20 protein-coding genes are annotated in these 18,063 nt (G+C 62.6%); 6 read left to right on the top strand and 14 right to left on the bottom strand.

The features are described 5' to 3' along the window. Window positions 1-8: 8 nt before the first annotated feature. The 3 genes from AC4CWF_RS13425 to AC4CWF_RS13415 form a co-directional block, all read right to left on the bottom strand. Window positions 9-1,481: a serine hydrolase gene (locus AC4CWF_RS13425; RefSeq protein WP_491282146.1), complete on the bottom strand. Its 1,473-nt coding sequence runs from the start codon at window positions 1,479-1,481 to the stop codon at window positions 9-11. Window positions 1,482-1,741: 260 nt separating this feature from the next. Next, window positions 1,742-2,128 (bottom strand): hypothetical protein, encoded by a 387-nt coding sequence (locus AC4CWF_RS13420; RefSeq protein WP_491282145.1) that lies wholly within the window; start codon window positions 2,126-2,128, stop codon window positions 1,742-1,744. A 166-nt stretch (window positions 2,129-2,294) separates the two neighbouring features. Then, complete coding sequence (locus AC4CWF_RS13415) at window positions 2,295-3,263, bottom strand: YihY/virulence factor BrkB family protein (protein ID WP_491282144.1); 969 nt, start codon at window positions 3,261-3,263, stop codon at window positions 2,295-2,297. Window positions 3,264-3,395: 132 nt separating this feature from the next. On the opposite strand from AC4CWF_RS13415, the gene AC4CWF_RS13410 reads away from it, so the two are divergent. Continuing rightward, on the top strand, window positions 3,396-4,979 hold the full coding sequence (locus tag AC4CWF_RS13410) for a helicase HerA-like C-terminal domain-containing protein (protein ID WP_491282143.1): 1,584 nt from the start codon (window positions 3,396-3,398) through the stop codon (window positions 4,977-4,979). A 56-nt stretch (window positions 4,980-5,035) separates the two neighbouring features. On the opposite strand, the gene AC4CWF_RS13405 is transcribed toward AC4CWF_RS13410, so the two are convergent. The 3 genes from AC4CWF_RS13405 to soxR form a co-directional block, all read right to left on the bottom strand. After that, window positions 5,036-5,674: a glutathione S-transferase family protein gene (locus AC4CWF_RS13405; protein ID WP_491282142.1), complete on the bottom strand. Its 639-nt coding sequence runs from the start codon at window positions 5,672-5,674 to the stop codon at window positions 5,036-5,038. A gap of 109 nt (window positions 5,675-5,783) precedes the next feature. Beyond that, window positions 5,784-6,086: an alkylphosphonate utilization protein gene (locus tag AC4CWF_RS13400; RefSeq protein WP_491282141.1), complete on the bottom strand. Its 303-nt coding sequence runs from the start codon at window positions 6,084-6,086 to the stop codon at window positions 5,784-5,786. A 212-nt stretch (window positions 6,087-6,298) separates the two neighbouring features. Beyond that, window positions 6,299-6,748, bottom strand: a complete 450-nt coding sequence (gene soxR, locus AC4CWF_RS13395; protein ID WP_491282140.1) for a redox-sensitive transcriptional activator SoxR — start codon at window positions 6,746-6,748, stop codon at window positions 6,299-6,301. A gap of 86 nt (window positions 6,749-6,834) precedes the next feature. Here soxR and AC4CWF_RS13390 point away from each other — a divergent pair, with 86 nt between their 5' ends. Further along, window positions 6,835-8,283, top strand: a complete 1,449-nt coding sequence (locus AC4CWF_RS13390) for an MFS transporter (RefSeq protein WP_491282139.1) — start codon at window positions 6,835-6,837, stop codon at window positions 8,281-8,283. Window positions 8,284-8,316: 33 nt separating this feature from the next. Here AC4CWF_RS13390 and AC4CWF_RS13385 read toward each other — a convergent pair whose 3' ends face one another. Further along, complete coding sequence (locus tag AC4CWF_RS13385; RefSeq protein WP_491282138.1) at window positions 8,317-9,126, bottom strand: VOC family protein; 810 nt, start codon at window positions 9,124-9,126, stop codon at window positions 8,317-8,319. 17 nt (window positions 9,127-9,143) lie between these two features. Beyond that, entirely contained in the window at window positions 9,144-9,881 is a 738-nt protein-coding gene (locus AC4CWF_RS13380) for a DUF899 domain-containing protein (protein ID WP_491282137.1), read from the bottom strand. Window positions 9,882-9,946: 65 nt separating this feature from the next. Here AC4CWF_RS13380 and AC4CWF_RS13375 point away from each other — a divergent pair, with 65 nt between their 5' ends. Beyond that, entirely contained in the window at window positions 9,947-10,393 is a 447-nt protein-coding gene (locus tag AC4CWF_RS13375) for a MarR family winged helix-turn-helix transcriptional regulator (protein WP_491282136.1), read from the top strand. A 6-nt stretch (window positions 10,394-10,399) separates the two neighbouring features. On the opposite strand, the gene AC4CWF_RS13370 is transcribed toward AC4CWF_RS13375, so the two are convergent. The 3 genes from AC4CWF_RS13370 to AC4CWF_RS13360 all read right to left on the bottom strand — a co-directional run bounded on the left by AC4CWF_RS13370 (window position 10,400) and on the right by AC4CWF_RS13360 (window position 12,050). Further along, a complete protein-coding gene (locus tag AC4CWF_RS13370) occupies window positions 10,400-11,161 on the bottom strand; it encodes an RES family NAD+ phosphorylase (RefSeq protein ID WP_491282135.1) in 762 nt (253 codons plus the stop codon). Further along, window positions 11,121-11,525, bottom strand: a complete 405-nt coding sequence (locus AC4CWF_RS13365; protein WP_491282134.1) for an antitoxin Xre-like helix-turn-helix domain-containing protein — start codon at window positions 11,523-11,525, stop codon at window positions 11,121-11,123. The genes AC4CWF_RS13370 and AC4CWF_RS13365 overlap by 41 nt, the downstream gene beginning before the upstream one ends. 102 nt (window positions 11,526-11,627) lie before the next feature. Beyond that, window positions 11,628-12,050, bottom strand: coding sequence for an organic hydroperoxide resistance protein (locus AC4CWF_RS13360; RefSeq protein ID WP_491282133.1), 423 nt, complete (start codon window positions 12,048-12,050; stop codon window positions 11,628-11,630). A gap of 199 nt (window positions 12,051-12,249) precedes the next feature. On the opposite strand from AC4CWF_RS13360, the gene AC4CWF_RS13355 reads away from it, so the two are divergent. Both AC4CWF_RS13355 and AC4CWF_RS13350 read left to right on the top strand, forming a co-directional pair. Next, a complete protein-coding gene (locus tag AC4CWF_RS13355; RefSeq protein ID WP_491282132.1) occupies window positions 12,250-12,708 on the top strand; it encodes a MarR family winged helix-turn-helix transcriptional regulator in 459 nt (152 codons plus the stop codon). Between the two features lie 480 nt (window positions 12,709-13,188). Then, window positions 13,189-13,776, top strand: a complete 588-nt coding sequence (locus tag AC4CWF_RS13350) for a YqaA family protein (protein WP_491282131.1) — start codon at window positions 13,189-13,191, stop codon at window positions 13,774-13,776. A 50-nt stretch (window positions 13,777-13,826) separates the two neighbouring features. Here AC4CWF_RS13350 and AC4CWF_RS13345 read toward each other — a convergent pair whose 3' ends face one another. The 3 genes from AC4CWF_RS13345 to AC4CWF_RS13335 all read right to left on the bottom strand — a co-directional run bounded on the left by AC4CWF_RS13345 (window position 13,827) and on the right by AC4CWF_RS13335 (window position 17,010). After that, on the bottom strand, window positions 13,827-14,654 hold the full coding sequence (locus AC4CWF_RS13345) for an aldo/keto reductase (RefSeq protein ID WP_491282130.1): 828 nt from the start codon (window positions 14,652-14,654) through the stop codon (window positions 13,827-13,829). Between the two features lie 92 nt (window positions 14,655-14,746). Next, entirely contained in the window at window positions 14,747-15,784 is a 1,038-nt protein-coding gene (locus AC4CWF_RS13340) for an aldo/keto reductase (RefSeq protein ID WP_491282129.1), read from the bottom strand. A 38-nt stretch (window positions 15,785-15,822) separates the two neighbouring features. Beyond that, window positions 15,823-17,010: an MFS transporter gene (locus AC4CWF_RS13335; protein ID WP_491282128.1), complete on the bottom strand. Its 1,188-nt coding sequence runs from the start codon at window positions 17,008-17,010 to the stop codon at window positions 15,823-15,825. Window positions 17,011-17,152: 142 nt separating this feature from the next. On the opposite strand from AC4CWF_RS13335, the gene AC4CWF_RS13330 reads away from it, so the two are divergent. Beyond that, on the top strand, window positions 17,153-18,061 hold the full coding sequence (locus AC4CWF_RS13330) for a LysR family transcriptional regulator (protein ID WP_491282127.1): 909 nt from the start codon (window positions 17,153-17,155) through the stop codon (window positions 18,059-18,061). Window positions 18,062-18,063 lie beyond the last annotated feature (2 nt).

The following is an 18,063-nucleotide window of genomic DNA, read 5'->3' as shown; positions in this document are numbered from 1 at the left end:
CAACACGGTCAGCCGTTGCCGTCCACCACCAGGCAGGAGAAGGATTGCGCCGTCAGCGCCCGGCAGGCGGATTGCGCGGCGGCGCGGTTTTCAAAGCCGGAGAGGCGGGCGCGGTGCAGAAGGCCGGCGCGGCCCTGAACGCTTTCCGTATAAGGCGTGATGCCGGAGAAGCTGCGATCAAGCGCCGGAAGCGCACGCGACAGAAGCGAAATCGCTTCCGCCTGGCTGGGGGCTGCGGCCAGCTGCACGGTCCAGCCGGCATGTTCGGCCATGGCAAAGGGCAGGCCGCCGGGCGGGTTGCCGGGCCGGCCAGGGATGGCCGCCTGCGGCACAGGCCCCTCGGCATAAGCCGAAACCGGACTTGCAGGCGGCGCTGCCGGTTTTATGGCGGCGGTGCGGGCTATCGGGCTGCGCTGTCGCGCCGGGCGGTCAGCAGCCGGACGGGTGGGAACGGGCGGAAAATGGTCGGCGGTTTCGGCGTCCACGCCAAGGTTTTCGCCTGACTGGGTGCGCCCCATGGTTTCGGCATGGGCAATCTGTGCGGCCACCGGATCGAACCCTTCCGGCTCTCCTTGCGCTCTGCGGAACGGCGTCGGGACGCCCGATCTTGGCAGGCTCGGCGCACCAACGGCTGCCACCAGACCGCCACCGCGCACGGAGGCGCGCGGAATGGCATCATCCAGAAGGGCCGCCATCTGTGCGTCGCGGGCTCTTGCCGTGCGCCCGCCCATCACCACGCCGATCACCCGGCGGCCCCGGTCGTTGACGGCACTGACGATATTAAAGCCGCTGGCATTGATGAAGCCGGTCTTGATGCCATCCATGCCGTTATAGCGGTACATCAGGTTGTTGTGGCCGCGAATGGTCTTGCCGCGAAAGGTGAAGGAGCGGGTGGCAAAGATCTTGTATTCCCTGGGGTAATCGCGCATCAGCGCAAGGCCAAGCGTTGCCATGTCACGCGCCGTCGTCACCTGGCGGCTGTCGGGCAGGCCGGATCCGTTGCGGAACACCGTCCGGCTCATGCCGAGCTGTCGGGCCTTGCGGGTCATCGCCTCGCCGAATTTTTCTTCCGAACCGTACAGATGATCGCCGATGCCTTCGGCGGCATCATTGGCGGATTTGACGACCATGCCATACACCGCCTCGCGCACCGTATAGGTCTTGCCGGCGGGAACGCCGAGCTTGGTGGGGATGGTGGCAGCACCATTGCGCGACATGACGATCTGCTGGTCCCATTTGAGACGGCCATCGCGCAGCGCTTCAAACACCATGTAGAGCGTCATCATCTTGGTGAGAGACGCCGGGTGGTTCAGCGTATCGGCATTTTCCGCCGCCAGCACCTTGCCGGTTGCCGCGTCCACGACGAAATGCGCGTAACCCGCCCGTGCCGGACCGGCAAAGGCGGTAAGCGCGCTCAACATCAGGGCAAGCCCGAGGGTAAGCGATGGCATGATCGCGTAGGCGCGCACTGTAATCGACATTCCATACCCCCGCTGTGACGTCCAACCGACGCATAACGTCAGAATATGGCGAGACAGTTGATAGAATTTTATCGATTGCCGACGCGCTTAACGGAAGGTGAACCAAAGCGGGAACATGTTTCGTTCTGATGCAGAACATGGCACAAGCAGGGTCTCTGCGGCGATAGATGCCCGACCAGGGCGCGCAGGCCGGGCGCCCCGTAACGGAGCAACACCCGCCCGGCGGCCGGCCGGGCGGGTTGAGGCATAGGGTCGGAAAATCAGACGAACTGGCTGAGACCGGGCACCGAATTGACCACTTCGTCCACCGTCTCGGTGCCGGCATGTTCGCGGGCAACGGCAATGGTTTCGCGGGCAAGGGAGGTGATTTCGCCCATGCCGAGGCCGAGCGACATCAGCTGCTGGCCAAGCGCCATGACACCGCCGCCGAAGGTGGACATCAACCCGCCGAGCAGGCCGCCGCCAGAGCCTTCGCCATTGAACTGCGCCACCAGCGAGGGGGCGCCGGGGATCGCCTCGATCATGCGGGCAACGGCTGCGTCATCGGCCTCACGCTGGAGAAAACCCAGCATCATGCCCACGGCCTTTTCGGCGATTTCGGGCGCAATGCCCACCTTGTCTGCCACGCGGGTGACCAGTTCGTTCATCACACTCTCCTCGATGTTTGACGTTAACGTCAACGTAAATAAATGCGCCGCCGGATGCAAGCCGGACGTCTGCGGCTTTTATGCCGATTTTTTGGTGCTAGCATCGCCTCGCGCCCGTTGCCATTGGCCGCCGCAGGTTTTTCCAACATCGCTGCAGGAGGAAAGCTCAGTTGCGCCAGCTCTCTCCCAGCGTATCGGCCATATAGGCACCGCGTTTTCCCATCGGTTGTTCCGGGCCGGTGGTGCTGTCGCGCTGCGTCTGGTGCTCCAGTTCGGCATTGATCTCCGCGCCGAGGATGATGATGATCGAGGAAATCCACACCCAGAACAGAAAGCCGATGAGCGCGCCAAGCGTGCCATAGGTGACGTTGAAATTGGCGATATGCGAGAGGTAAAACGAGACGCCAAGCGACCCGCCAAGCCAGAACAGGGCGGCAAGCGAAGCGCCCCAGCTGATCCAGCGTTTTCTGGCCGGCTCACGGCTGGGGCCATAACGATAGAGCAGGCTGATGCCGAGCGTTGCCAGAACCAGCAGCACCGGCCAGCGGGCCAGCGACAGCAGCGTTTCGGCAAAGCCGCCCAGCGGCAGGAAGGCGATCATGGCGGGAATGACGCCGAGCCCGACCAGAAGCACGATGGCGGCAATCAGCGCCATGAAGGTGAACAAGAGCGAGACGAGGTTGAGGCGGATGAAGCTGCGCTTTTCCTCCTCGCCATAGGCAATGTTCATCGCCTCGAACATGGCCTTCACGCCGTTGTTGGTACTCCAGAGCGCAATGGCAAGACCGATCACCAGACCATAACTCAGCGAACTGCGCTCCTCGCCGGCCAGCGTCTGCAACTGCTTGAAGAAGATTTCCAGCCCGTCGGACGGCATGACCTCGCGCAGAAAACCCAACCGTTCGGTAATCGCTGCCGGATCGGCAACGAAGCCATAAAGCGACACCAGCGCCGTCATGGCAGGAAACACGGCAAGCAGAAGATAGAAGGTCACGCCGCCGGCCACCAGCATCACCCGGTCTTCGATGATGGCGTTATAGACGCGGTAGGCGACATCGAGCAGGCCCTTCCAGGGTATTGCCGAGGGGGTGTCGGCGCTTCGTCCGCGAAGATCGGCCCCGCCTGTCTGTTTCATCCTGCGCTCCCTCTCACATCCGAAGAGCGGCCACAGGGCATTGCCGCCGTAAAACGTCTCGCATTGCCGAACATGCCTGTCCCCCCTATAAAGTCCAATACGCGCTAACGCTGACGCAAGGGGGCCGGTTGCATGGTCGATCAGGGAAAACTCTTTATCGGCGCCAGCCGCAATCCCGATGATACGCTGGCAAAAGCGGAATATCTCGACCTCAAATTCGCCAACCGCCACGGATTGGTGACGGGTGCGACCGGCACCGGCAAGACGGTGACGCTGCAGGTTCTGGCGGAAGGGTTTTCAGAGGCCGGCGTGCCGGTGTTCTGCTCGGATATCAAAGGCGACCTTTCCGGCATCGCAGCCCTTGGCAAACCTGAGGATTTTCTGCTGAAACGCGCCGAAGACATCGCCTTTTCGGACTATGACAACGCCGCCTTTCCAGTGATCTTCTGGGATCTCTACGGCGAAAAAGGCCACCGCGTGCGCTCGACCGTCGTCGAGATGGGGCCGCTTCTGCTGGCGCGCCTGATGGATGCCAGCGACGCGCAGGAGGGTGTTCTCAACATCGCCTTCAAGATTGCCGACGAGGGCGGCCTGCCGCTGATGGACCTGAAGGACCTGCAGGCGCTCCTCTCCTACATGGCCGAACAGGCTTCGGAAATTTCCGCCCGCTTCGGTTTTGTCTCGAAAGCCTCCATCGGCTCGCTGCAGCGCGGGCTGCTCGTGCTGGAACAGCAGGGCGCCGACCAGTTTTTTGGCGAACCGGCGTTGCAGATCGAGGATATCATGCGCCTTGCGCCGGATGGGCGCGGCATGGTCTCGGTGCTTGCCGCCGACCGGTTGATGATGAACCCGAGGCTTTACGCCACCTTCCTGCTCTGGCTTTTGTCGGAACTGTTCGAGGAACTGCCTGAAGTGGGCGACCCGGAAAAACCGCGCCTCGTGTTTTTCTTCGACGAGGCGCATCTGTTGTTTTCCGAGGCGCCAAAAGTGCTGCTGGAGCGGGTGGAACAGGTGGTGCGGCTTATCCGCTCCAAGGGTGTCGGCGTTTATTTCATCACGCAGAACCCGCTCGATGTGCCGGAAACCGTGCTTGCCCAGCTTGGCAACCGAGTGCAGCACGCGCTGCGCGCCTATACGCCGCGCGAGCAGAAGGCGGTCAAAACCGCCGCCGACACGTTTCGCGCCAACCCGGATTTTTCCACCGCAGACGTCATCACCACGCTTGGCACCGGCGAGGCGCTGGTTTCCACTCTGGAAGCCAAGGGCGCGCCCTCCATCGTTGCCCGCACGCTTATCCGCCCGCCGTCGGCCCGCATCGGACCGCTGACGGATGCCGAGCGCGCTGCCATTCTGGCCGACAGCCCGGTCGCCGGCCTCTACGACGAAGACCTCGACCGGGAATCCGCCTTCGAGATCTTGATGGCGCGGGCGGGAAAGGCGGCAAAGGCAGATGGCTCCGTCCGCTCCGGCAGCACCACAGAAGAGAAGACGCACCCGAAAACCGACAGCGCCGCCGGCCGCTGGAAACTGCCGGGCTTCGGCACGGAGGGTGAAGAAACCGACGATACTCGCCGAGATCGAGAGCCCCCGGCCCGACGCGGCGGATACCAGCGCGAAACCGTCATCGAAGCCGCGATGAAAAGTGCCGCCCGCTCTGTGGCAAGCCAGGTGGGCCGGGCGCTGGTGCGCGGGATCTTGGGGAGTTTGAAGCGGTAAGCCAGCCTTAAAGGCGGAGGGCTGTCAGATACGCGAGATCACTCACCGTATCAAAACTAAGACGGTTGAGTTGCGGCCATTGAGGGCCGCGATGCCATGCGGGCCCACCATTCCCGCAGGTTTGCGTGCTCGCGGATGAGGTCCGCTCCCTCGGGTGCCATGAGGAAATAGTCGAACATGGGAGCGGCATACAAATCGGCGAGCGTCAGTTGCTCGCCAACGAGCCATGGGGCATCTCCCATCAATTGAGACATCGCCGTCAAGCAGTTTCGTGCTTTCGGGAGCGCCGCGACCAACTTGTCCTCGTCTGTGGGAACGCCTCTGCCGGGCTTTGATACCCGCTCCACATAAACTCCCCACACCAGGTGAGGATAGGCATAGTTGTCAGCAATGCTGATGAGCTGATTGCATCTTGCGCGCTGCAGCGGGTCCAAGGGCTGAAGGTGCGGCCCCTCGAAAGCTTCATCGATATATCGAGTGATCGCACTCGTCTCATAGAGACTGATGTCTTGATGCTCGAAGGCCGGAATGCGTCCGAACGGGTGCCTTGCCAGGTAGTCGGCTGGAGGGCCACCAGCTGCAAAAATATCGATCGGAACAAGCTGATGTTCGATGCCTTTCTCGATCAGGCACAGTCGAGCAATCCGGACGTAAACGCTGTAATCTGCTCCGAAGAGGCGCGGCGGTGTTGTCATTTGCTCACCTTCGTGTCGTTGCGAATGCCTTTGGATCCAAGGCAAGCCGCATCCATGATCGTTCATGCCAAGGCAGCTCAGACATCACCCCCGCCCCAAATTCCGCCCTTTACCGCTTGCGCACGAATTCCGTGCGCAGCACGAGGCCCTTGATGGCGTCGTGGCGGCAGTCGATTTCTTCCGGGTTGTCGGTGAGGCGGATCGACTTGATCACCGTGCCCTGCTTCAGCGTCAGGCCGGCGCCTTTGACCTTGAGGTCCTTGATGAGGGTGACGCTGTCGCCGTTCTGCAGCACGGTGCCGGCGGAATCGACCACTTCGGCTGCCTTGGCGGCCGCTGCGGCAAGTTCCGAGGCCGGACGCCATTCGCCGGTTGCTTCGTCATAGATGTAGTCGTCGTCATCGCCAGCCATAGCCGCGTGCTCCCTGATCGCTTGTTTGAAAAATCGGATAAGCGGGCTTAGGCCCCTCGACGGCAGATGTCAAAGCGGGCGTTTCTGCCGGGGAAGGAAGAGCGTTAGTCTCTTGGTGGGTCCGGGCAAGTCAAAGCAAGTCATCGGCAAAATGGGGTCAAGATCGGGGGCAAGATCTGGGTGAAGAACAGCCGCACGCTCAATCCGCCTGCTCACTCCTGCAGCCCGGTCAGCAGATGCGCGCCGGCGCCCTTTTGCGACAAGCGGTCCTCGCCATTGCGCAGGGGACACTGATCGAGCGACAGGCAGCCGCAGCCGATGCAGAGCGCCAGGTTGTCGCGCAGGCGGGTCAACTGGTCGATGCGGGCGCTCAGCGCCTCATGCCAGCTGGCCGACAGTTTTTGCCAGTCTCGGGCGGTCGGCGTGCGCCCCTCCGGCAGTGTTGAGAAGGCCTGCGAAATATCCTGCAGCGTCAGGCCGGCGGACTGGGCAACGCGGATGATGGCGATGCGCCTCAGCACATCGCGGCCATAACGTCGATGGCCGGCGGCGGTGCGGCTCGCCCGGATCAACCCTTCCGCCTCATAGAAATGCAGCGCCGAAACGGCAACGCCGCTGCGCCGCGCAATCTCGCCCACCGACATCTCCCGTGATAGCGTCATGGCGGCGTTTCCTCTCTTGACCTCAACGGCACTTGAGGTCTTACAGGCTTTGTCCGACACGTAAACTGAAAAGGATCGGACAGGGCATGCAACAGGCATCAGGTGAGGGCAGTACCGACGGATTGGCCCCAGGCGGGCCGGGCGAAGGGGAGGGTGCCGCAAGGCGTGCCGTGCCCTCGGGGGCCGGGCCTGCCAAGAAAGGGCTTGCCAAGACGACGGTGGTGAGCGAGGTCGAAGCCGAGGGGCCGGTGGCCGGTTGGCGTGCGCTTCTGGCGGCCCCTTATGGAATGCGTCTTGCGGCGCTTTCGGTGGGCATCGGCCTGCATGCCTTCAACGAAGTGGCAATCGCCCCGGTTCTGCCGCTCGCGCTGGAAGGGCTCGATGGCGTCGTTCTGCTGCCTTATGTCTATGCGGTGTTTTTCACCCTGGTGATTGCCGGCGGACTTTCCGCCTCGCCACTGCGGCGCAGGTTTGGCGCCATGCGCGGGCTCATGCTGGCGGGCGTGCTCTATTGCGTCGGCATTCTGGCGCAGGTTCTGGCGCCCAATGCCGGGCTGCTCATCCTCGGGCGGGCGCTGCAGGGACTGGCGGATGGCTGGATCGTGGCGCTCTGCTACAGCCTGATCAGCGATCTTTTTCCAAAACATCTGGTGCCAAAGGTGTTTGCCGTGGAGGCCATGGTCTGGGCGGTGGCCGCCGTGCTTGGGCCGTTTGCCGGCGGGCTGACGGTGGAATTTTTCGGCTGGCGCGCAGCCCTTGCCGTCAGCCTGCCCTGCCTTGTGCTGTTCTTTGTTGTTCTGCCACAGGCGCTGCGGCAGGAGGCGGGCGAAGCTTCGGCGGCATCTGCCACGACGCAGGCAAAGGCGTCGAGGACCGGCAGACGTTCGTTCCGGCTCTTGCCGCCAAGATTCTTTTCGGTTTCCTCCACCGTCGGGCGCGGCAGCTGGCTGCTGTTTCTGATGACGGCCGCGCAAAGCGTTTCCACCGTTTTCCTCGCCTATAGCCTGCACCATATCATCGGTCTTGCGCCGGTTCGCGTCGGGCTGGTGCTGATCACGCTGTCGCTCACCTGGAGCGTGGTCGCCATCCCCGTCGGCAGCGTGGAGAAGGAGGCAACGCGTGAAAAAATCCTGCGGGTCGGGCCGCTCTGCCAGCTCCTTGGCGTGTGCCTCGTCGGCTATGGCCTCTACATCGCCTTCCTGCCGCTGGTGCTTGCGGGCCAGATGCTGAACGGGGCAGCCTTTGCCATGGTGTTTGCCAGCACCAGCCAGGCCGTCATCGAGGATGCCGCACCCGAACACCGCATGAGGACGGCCTCGCTTCTGCCCTCGCTTGAAACGAGCGGTTATGTGATGGGCGGCAGCGTCATGGCCGGCCTCAGCAGCGGTTTTGCCATTCCCCAGCGGCTGGCCGGGTTAGGCCCGCATCCGGATGTGCTGCTGCTCTGGGGTGGCGCCGGCTGCCTGTCGCTTCTGGCGTTTCTTGCGGCGCGCGGGGTGCGGCTGAAGCCCACGCGAGCGGTGATGGACGGCTGAAGGTCTTCAAGCCGCCACCTTTTACCAAAACCATCAGGCGGCGGTGGAGACCAGCGAAAAATAGGCGCCCTGCGGATCCTGCGCGTTGACGATGACGCTGCCGCCGGGAACCGGCATCGGGCCATTGATCACCGTGCCGCCACCTTCCACGATGGCGTCAACGGCCGGCGTCATGGCGGCAACAGTGATGTAATAGCCCCAGTGGGCAACGGGCACCTGCGGCGGCCGTGTCATCATGCCGCCGATGGCGGTGCCGTGATGGGCAAAGATCAGGTATTGCCCCATCGCGCCCATATCCACGGCATGGTCCAGCGTCCAGCCGAACATCTTGCCGTAGAAGGCGAGCGCTTCCTCTCCATCATTGGCAAACAGTTCATACCAGCCGATGGTGCCGGGGGAGCCCGGTGGCGGTTCGGGCGGCGGAGCAGTGTCCATCGGTGCGAGCGTCATCAGGCACAGAACGGCGCCATGCGGATCGGCCACCACCGAAAAGCGGCCGATATCAGGAATATCCTCCGGCGGGCGCCGGATCGCGCCGCCTGCATCCGCAAATCCTTGCGTCATGCCGTCGACATCGTCCACGGCCACGTAACCCGTCCAGTTCGGCGGCACCTGGCCTTTCAATTCGTCGGGAATATCCATCAAGCCGGCCACGCGGCGGGTTTCCGCACCCGCATGCGTGTTGAAAACGTGGTAGCGCATCTCATCCGGGCCGGGCGGATCAGACATCGGCAGCGCGCCCACCGTCCAGCCGGTGACGCTGGCATAAAAGCGGGCGGCGGCCTCGGTGTCGCGGGTCATCAGCTCGCACCAGATGAATTTTCCATGGTTTTCCAAGTGCATGAGAAATCCTCTTCGGGTCACTGGCAGCAGCTGGCGGGGGGAATGAACACGGGCGCGGGCTCGTATTCGTCGTGGCGCCTGACGAAATTCATCGTTGCGCTCTCGTTGCGCCCCAGCGGCGCCTGGTCGAGCAGCATCAGCGTGCCCAACCCTTCCTCGCCGCCGCGGGCATAGCTCGAATAGGTGTGAAAGATCTCGCCGTCGCCGTTGCGGTAGAAGCTGGAACTGCCGGGCAGTTCGTCATGCGCCTTGTCGCTCGGTGTCTGCCGGTAATTGTAGGTGACGGAACCGCTCGCAAGCTGCTCCCTCGTGAACGACACGCCGAAATCGAAATTGAAGTCGCTGCCGAAGGAGGAGACCCAGGGGAAGTGCCAGCCCATGCGGCGTTTGTAGACTTCGATCTTGGCAAGCGGCGCACGCGAAACGCAGGTCAGTGTCACATCATGATGGTTCAAATGCACCAGCGTGCCATCGATGTGGTCGGCAAAGAACGAACAACCGGTGCAGCCGGCGTCCCAGTCGGGACCGAGCATGAAATGGTAGACGATCAGCTGGCTGCGGCCGTCAAACAGGTCGCCGAGCGATTTTTGGCCCGTGGGCGTATCGAACCGGTAGTCCTTGTCGATTTTGACCCAGGGCAGCGCCAGGCGCTCGCGGTTTACGGTGTCGCGAAACCGCGTCACCTCTTTTTCCCGCAGCAGAAGCGCCTTGCGCGCCTCCAGCCATTCTTCCTTCGAGACTACGGCATGCTCCATATCGCCCTCCCGGCAATGTGTGTGGCTCGTCTTGACATTTAGGTTGATATCAACATAAATCACTCATGTCAAACCCCGCCGTGATTCCTTTTTCGACAACCCTTCATGTTCGCGACACCTGCCTTTGCCTGCATGTGCAGCGCGCCGCCCGCGCGCTGGCGCGAAAATTCGATGCAGCGCTTCGCCCGCTGGGCCTGACGAACGGCCAGTTTTCGCTGATGATGTCGCTCAACCGGCCGCAGCCGGCGCCGATGGGTTCGGTCGCGACCCTTCTCGACATGGACCGCACGACGCTGACGGCGGCGCTGAAGCCGCTGCAACGGCGCGGCCTGATTGAGGTGCTCGCCGACCCCAAGGACGCCCGCAGCCGGCTTTTGACATTGACGCCGGAGGGCATTTCGCTGCTTGCCGAAGCCGTTCCGATCTGGACTGCAACGCATGGCGTGGTGGACGAAGGGCTGGGAGAGGGTGGGGCGCAGCGGCTGCGCGCCGATCTTGCAAAAATCCGGTGAGCGGCGTCAGGCAAAGCGGGCGGCGATACGCGGATCGGCGCGAAAATCGTTGAGATCAAAACCAAATCGCTGACGCGGAAAATCGCAGAGCGCCTGGACATGGCCGGCTGACAGATGCAGGCGAACGGACTGTCGCTCCACCGGTTCGCGGGCGCCAAAGCCGCGCGCATCGAGAAGAGCAAGGTTCTGGCCGCCTTTCGGATCGCGCACCGAGCGGTAGAGGATGGCGTCCAGCCCGGCGGCTCGCGCAACATCGGCCAGCGCCTGACAGGCGGCGTAGTCGGTCGGGTGCTCGAAGGTTTTTGCATCTGCCGAAAGTGGCGGCAGCGTGAGGTCGATGCCGTTTTCCGTGTCGATGCGGACGGCAAACGCCGTGTAGTCGCTGGCATTGGCCGGCAGCGGCGTTGAAGGAGATTCGGCGTAAAACAGCAGCCGGTAAAAGGCCATTTCCGCCACCGCCGTTTGAAGCGTGGCGGCGGCGTAAAACACGCCAAGTGTCCTGCCGGCGCGGCGAAAGCGCGATCCCGCTGGGTAAAGCGCGCCATAACGAAAGGGTGTCGCCAGCAGATAATCAAGCCCGCGCGCGTTCGGCGGAAAGGCCGGCTTGGTGTCCTCCAGCAGGTCTTCAAGGCGCGATTGCTCGTCCGTGGTATCGACGAGCTTCATCGTGGAAACCTGATGCTGGGCTTCCACCAGACGCCAGAAATGTCCGTGGATACCGGTCTTTTCAGAGGAGAGCGCGTCGGGCGTCCAGATAGGCGAGAGCATCGATCAGCCCTGATATGGTGAGGATCTTGTCGGCGGGCACGCCGTCGAGCGCCGTGTTGTGGTTTACCATCCAGGCCCGCGCGGTCGCCTCGTCGCCGCCGGTGACAGCATCGAGCGAGCGGAACAGGCGGATAAACAGAAGCGCCAGCTCAAAGGACTTGTCTGTCGGTTGCAACGCAAGGTCCTGCCGCTTCAGCCGCGAGATCGAGGCTTCCGACAGGCCAAGAATGGCACCGAGACGCCGGCCGTTGAGGCCAAGACGCTCTGCCGCGCGCACCGCAGCCTTGCCGACAACGGCTGAATCTGCCGGAGATGTCTGGCGAACGGGCGCCTCCGGTTCGCGTATCAGGCTGTGGTTCTGCATGGGCCACCTTCTTTCCTCAGAAAGACTATAGGGCAAAAACCCCAAAATGCAAGAAAGGGCCGCGTGGACGCGACCCTTTCCAATGTCAGCTGAAAGTTCTGATCAGGCAGCCGAGACCGGCACTTCCGTCGAGGTGCGCATGGCGTGGCTGTAGGGGCATACGATATGGGCCTTGGCGATCAGGTCTTCGGCCTGCGCCTTGTCCATGCCGGGGATGTCGACAACGAGCGACACTTCGATGCCAAAACCGGTGCCGTCTTCGCGCGGGCCGATGCCAACCGAAGCGGTGACCTTGGTGTCTTCCGGAACCTTGACCTTTTCCTTGCCGGCCACGTTCTTCAGCGCGCCGAGGAAGCAGGCGGAATAACCGGCGGCAAACAGCTGCTCGGGGTTGGTGCCGGTGGCGCCATCGCCGCCGAGTTCCTTCGGAACCGTCAGCGTCACGTCAAGCACGCCGTTTTCGGATACGGCGCGGCCGGCGCGGCCACCGGTTGCGGATGCCTTGGTCGTGTAGAGGATAGCCATGATCGTCTCCTTGGTTGGTGTCAGGGTTGCCCTGACGTCGGGTTCTATTTATTGTGTGTAATTGAATTGCGCACAATATAATTATGCGCATTGAAGTCCCGCGTCAAGCCTGCGACAATAGGAAAGTTAGGGCAGGGCGCGGCAATGTCAGGGGTAGCCGCCGATAAAGGCCGGAAAACTGCGGAAAGGCTTGAAGAAAATGAGCGATGTGAGCGAAAACAGCGAGCAGATCCGCCTGCAGCAAATGTTGTGTTTCGCCCTTTACGGCGCATCGCATGCCTTTTCGCGCGCCTACAAGCCGCTGCTGGAGCCGTTGGGGCTGACCTATCCGCAATATCTCGTCATGATCAGCCTCTGGGAAAAGGACGGCCAGCCGGTGAAGGGGCTGGGTGAGGCGCTGGATCTGGATTCCGGCACGCTGTCGCCGCTTCTGAAACGGCTGGAACAGGCCGGCCTCGTGACCCGCACCCGCGCCGAAAAGGACGAACGGCAGGTGATCATCATGCTCACCGAAAAGGGCCGCCTGCTGCAACGCGACGCCGCCGGCGTGACGGCTGCGATCGGTGAGGCCACCGGCTGCACGCGTGCCCAGGTGGATGAGCTTCGCGACAGCCTTGCGACGCTGAAGACGATGCTGGTTGAAAGCGGCAGCCGGTGAGGGAGGCGGCTTGTCCTCTCCTTTGGGGGCAGGGCAATGGCGTATGAGACAAGTCCCCTCCCAAACCCTCCCCACAAGGGTAGAGTTATTGCATTTCAGATAAGACCCTCTCTGCCCTGCCGGGCTGACCGGGGTCGAGCCACGGGTCTCGCCCCGTCCTTCGCGGACCCCCCACAAGGGGGGAGAACCGACGTGGCAAGCGCCCTCTTCCTGCATCAGACGGTGCGGCCGGGTTAAGCCCTCCCCCTTGTGGGGAGGGTTTGGGAGGGGACTTTTCTTCATCTGTGATTGTCTGCTTGGCTTGGCATGCAGAATGGGTTCCGGGGCCGGCCATGCCAGCGGTATTTACCGTGGTGTCTTGCGCCTGACAGGTGCGGGAGGTAACCGTGGCCACACTGTTTTGATGACGAACTGCCGCCGGTTGATTGATCCCAAGCGCTGCTGCGGCATTTTTTGAACATGCCAAAGGATGTTTTCCGCATGCTTCGCAATCTCTACGCCTGGACCATGGCGCTTGCCGCGCGAAAAGCCGCCGCCTGGTGGCTTGGCATCATCGCTTTTGTCGAAAGCTCTTTTTTCCTGGTGCCCGCCGATGTGCTCTTCGTGCCGATGGTGCTGGCGCGCCCCCGCCGGGCGTATTTTTACGCAACGATTGCCACCGTGGCCTCGGTGCTTGGCGGCATTCTCGGCTGGACCATCGGCCATTATGCCTTTGAGGCCATCGCCCGCCCGGTGCTGACCTTTTATGGCAAGCTCGATACGTTCGAGGGGCTGGCGCATTCGGTGGACTGGAAGACCATTCTCATTCTGCTGGTCACATCAGGCCTTGCGCATCTGCCGCCGATCAAGGTGGTGACGATCCTCTCCGGCGTTGCAAACTTCAATCTCGGCCTGTTCATCCTGTCAGCCATCGTCGCGCGCGGCGCCCGCTTTTTCGCGCTGGCCTGGCTGCTCAATACCTATGGCGAGGAGATGCGCCATTTCATCGAAAAACGCCTGTCGCTGATTTCAGGCGTGGTGGCTGCGGTGCTGATCGTCGTTTACGCCGCCTACATGTTCCTGCATTGAGATGCCTTCACGCGGTTCATCTGCCGCGTGAAGACTTTTCCAGGAAGCCATCAATCCCAGTGCGGCGGGCGAAGATGGCCGGGGTTGACGATGCGGCCATCGGGCCGTGCCAGTCCCTTGATGGCCGCCATCTCCTCGTCGGACAGCTCAAAATCGAAGATGTCGTAGTTTTCGGCAAGGCGGCTTTCCGTTGCCGTCTTGGAAAGCGCAATCACGTCCTCGTGCTGCACCGCCCAGCGCAGAACCACCTGGGCGGCCGTCTTGCCATGACGCGCGCCGATCTCCTTCAACAGCGGATCGTTCGGCACCTTGCCATCGGCCATCAGGTAATAGGCGGTCAGCGAAATGCCCTTGGCCCGCGCTGCCTCAATCAGCTTTGACTGGTCGAGATAGGGGTGGAATTCCACCTGATTGGTAGCAATTGGCGCGTCCGAAAGCTTTGCCGCTTCCTCCATCATCGCGATGTTGAAGTTGGAAATGCCGATGTTGCGGACCTTGCCGGCCTTTTTGACAGCGTTCAGGCTGTCCATCCGCTCGCCAAGCGGCACGTCGCTCTGCGGCCAGTGCAGAAGCAGAAGGTCGACATAATCGGTCTTCAGTTTCTTCAGGCTCTCATCGACGGAGGCTGAAAAATCGGCCTTGGCAAACTTGTCGACCCAGACCTTTGTGGTGAGAAAGATATCGGCGCGGGCAATGCCGGAGCCTGAAATCGCCTGTCCCACTTCCGCTTCGTTGCCATAGATCTGGGCGGTGTCGACATGGCGGAAACCAAGGTCGAGCGCCTTGGGCAGGACGCGCAGGATATCGGCACCGGGCATACGGAAGGTGCCAAAGCCGAGCGCTGGAATCTGGGCGCCATTGGCGGTGACTGAATGCATGAAATGCTCCCTTTGAGATTGTGGATCGGCGCGCATGCGCCATGAAGGGTGTCTTTTGTAGATGGGCTGGAATGGGCGCAGTTCAACCCGCCTCAGCCGGCAAGCGGCGGGTCGAGGCGGGCAAAACCTTCCTGCCGGCGATAGGGAAAATGCGGGTAAGGCGCTGTCACCGCGCTTGCGGCATCGAGTTTCGAGATCTGCTCTGCCGTCAACTGCCAGTCGATTGAGCCGAGGTTCTGGCGCAACTGTTCCTCGTTGCGGGCCCCAATGATGACGGAGGAGACGGTCGGCCGCTGCGTCAGCCAGTTGATCGCCACCTGCGGCACAGTTTTTTCCACCTCAAGCGCCACGTCCTCCAGTGCATCGATGACACGGTAGAGGTATTCGTCCTCGACGGGCGGACCGAACTGCGCCGTTTCATGCAGGCGGCTGCCTGTAGGCAGCGGCTTGGCGCGGCCGATCTTTCCGGTAAGGCGGCCCCAGGCAAGCGGGCTCCAGACCAGAGCGCCAAGCCCCTGATCATGCCCCAGCGGCATCAGGTCCCATTCGTAATCGCGCCCGGCGAGCGAATAGTAGACCTGGTGGGCCACATAACGCGTCCAGCCGTGGCGCTCGGCGGCCGCCAGCGCTTTCATGATCTGCCAGCCGGAAAAGTTGGAGACGCCGATATAGCGCAGCTTGCCCGCCTTCACCAAGAGGTCGAGCGTTGCGAGAACTTCCTCGACCGGCGTCGAGGCATCGTGTGCGTGGAGCTGAAAAATATCGATATAGTCGGTGCCGAGCCGCGTGAGCGCCGCATCGACGCTTGCGATGAGGCGGGCGCGCGAGGTACCCCAGTCATTGGGGCCGGAGCCTGTCGGCAGGCCGGCCTTGGTGGAGACCAGCACGCGGTCCCGCCGGCCCTTGATCGCCTTGCCAAGCACCTCTTCGGAGGCACCGTCGGAATAGACGTCAGCTGTATCGAACAGGGTGACGCCGGCCTCCAGGCAGATGTCGACGAGGCGGCTTGCCTCCTCCACATCCGTGCTGCCCCAGGCGCCGAACAGCGGGCCGGAACCGCCGAACGTGCCGGCGCCAAAACTCAAGACCGGCACTTTCAGGCCGGATTTGCCGAGATTGCGGTATTCCATGACAGGATCCTTCGTTGATGGAATGGTAAAGCGAGAGGTCAGGCGGCGCGGGCCGGCGTTGCTGCCTCTGTGGCACGGTCCAGCCCGCCGCTCAGAAGCGTCAGACCGCAGGCGATGGCGACCAGCACGGCGCCAACCAGCGGCGTGGCGCCAAGGCCGAGCGGCGAAGCAACCACCAGCCCGCCAATCCACGCGCCACCGGCAATGCCGAGATTGAAGGCGGCAATGTTGAGGGCGGAGGCCACGTCGACGGCGCCGGGGCGGTGTCGGCGGGCAAGCTGCACCACGTAAAGCTGCAGGCCCGGCACGCTGGCGAAGGAGAGGAAGCCAAGGGCGGAAAGCGTTACCAGCGCCGGCACGGCGTATGGAGCGGTGACGGTGAAGAGGGCGAGAACCAGCGCCTGAAGCGCAAACAGAACGGCCAGCGCCTTCACCGGATTGCGGTCGGCAATGCGCCCGCCGGCAAGGTTGCCGAATGCGATGGCAAGCCCGTAAAGCACCAGCACCAGGCTGACACTTCCCGCTGAAAATCCTGTCACCTCCTGCAGCATGACGGCGAGATAGGTGAAGGTGACGAATGTGCCGCCGTAACCGAAGGCGGTCATGGCATAAACGAGCAGCAACCGGCCGGAGCCGAGTGCACGCAGCTGTTCGACAAGGCTTGCCGGTGCCGCCTTCGACAGCTTTGACGGCAAAAGTGCCAGAATGCCGATGAAGGCGATGACGCCGAGGCCGGAGACGGCGAGAAACGCCGCGCGCCAGTCAAAATTCTGGCCAATGAGCGTACCCAGCGGAACGCCGGTGACGATGGCAACCGTCAACCCCATGAACATCAGGGCAATGGCCGAGGCGCGGCGGTTTTCCGGCACAAGGTCTGCGGCAATCGTGGCACCGACGGAAAAGAATACGCCATGGGCAAAGGCCGACAGCACACGCCCGACGAGCAGCATGCCGTAACCGGAGGCAAAGGCGGCCACGAGATTGCCGAGGATGAACAGCGCCATCAGGCCAAGCAGCAGCGGCTTTCGCGCAATACGGCCAGACAGCGCGGTCAGCACCGGCGCGCCAAAAGTGACGCCGAGCGCATAGATGGACACGATCATGCCGGCGAGCGGCAGGGTGATTTCAAGATCGGAGGCAACCGTCGGCAAAAGGCCGACGATGACGAATTCGGTGGTGCCGATCGCATAGGCGGCGATCGTCAGGGCAAAAAGTGCAAGGGGCATGGGCGTCTTCCAAAGGTGGAACAGGGTTTGGTGCAGGCGCTGGCAGAAATTGCCGGTGTCGAAGATCTGCCAAAGAGATAGACGGCCCGCTGCCTGTGAACTAGGCTGCGCTTGAGAACATCAGTTGTGAAATGGTTTCACCATGGCCCGATCCGAGATCAACCGTTCCGGCGAAATGGAAGTGTTTGTGGCGGTGGTGGAGGCGCAAGGCTTTTCCGCCGCCGCCCGGCGCCTGTCGATGACACCATCGGCGGTGAGCAAGCTCGTCACGCGGCTGGAAAAGCGGCTCGGCGCCCGCCTTGTGTCCCGCTCCACTCGCCAGTTCCGCCTGACGCCGGAGGGGCGCGATTTCTTCGATCGCGCCACCGCCATTCTTGCCAGCATTGAGGATGCGGAGCGGGCGGCAGGTGCTGCCGTCGAGGCCGTCGGGCGTATCCGGTTAAACAGCAGTTCGGTCTATTGCACCCATGTGCTCAATCGCCTGCTGCCGCAATTTCTGGCGCTTTATCCGGGGGTCACGCTGGATATTGCCCAGACCGATGCGGTGATTGATCTTCTGGCCGATCATGCGGATGTGGCCGTGCGCACCGGGCCCTTAAAGGCGTCGAGCCTTGTGGCGCGCAAGCTTGGCGAGACGCCGCTTCGGGTCGTTGCCTCCCCGGCCTATCTGGAACGATCCGGCACGCCGCGCCATCCGGCAGACCTTGTCCACCATTCGCTGCTCAGGTTTTCCTATACGCGCAGCATTCGCGAGTGGAATTTCAAAGTGGATGGCGAGGATTTTTCCATTGTTCCAGCCGGTGCCGTGCAGGTGAACGATGGCGAGGGCATGCGCCAGCTGGCGCTTGCCGGCGTCGGCATTGCCCGTATGGGTGCCTTTGCGGTGGCCGATGACATCACCGCCGGCCGCCTCGTGCCGCTGCTTGAAGATTTTGATCCCGGTCATCGCGAGGCGTTTTATGCGGTTTATGTCGGCCAGGGTGGCCCGCTGCCGTCGCGGGTGCGCGCGCTTCTTGATTTTCTGGCCGAACACGGTCGCGTCGGGCCATAAGC

Source organism: Neorhizobium sp. PAMB6630, assembly GCF_058242775.1.
This window is presented reverse-complemented; position numbering and strand designations above follow the sequence as displayed.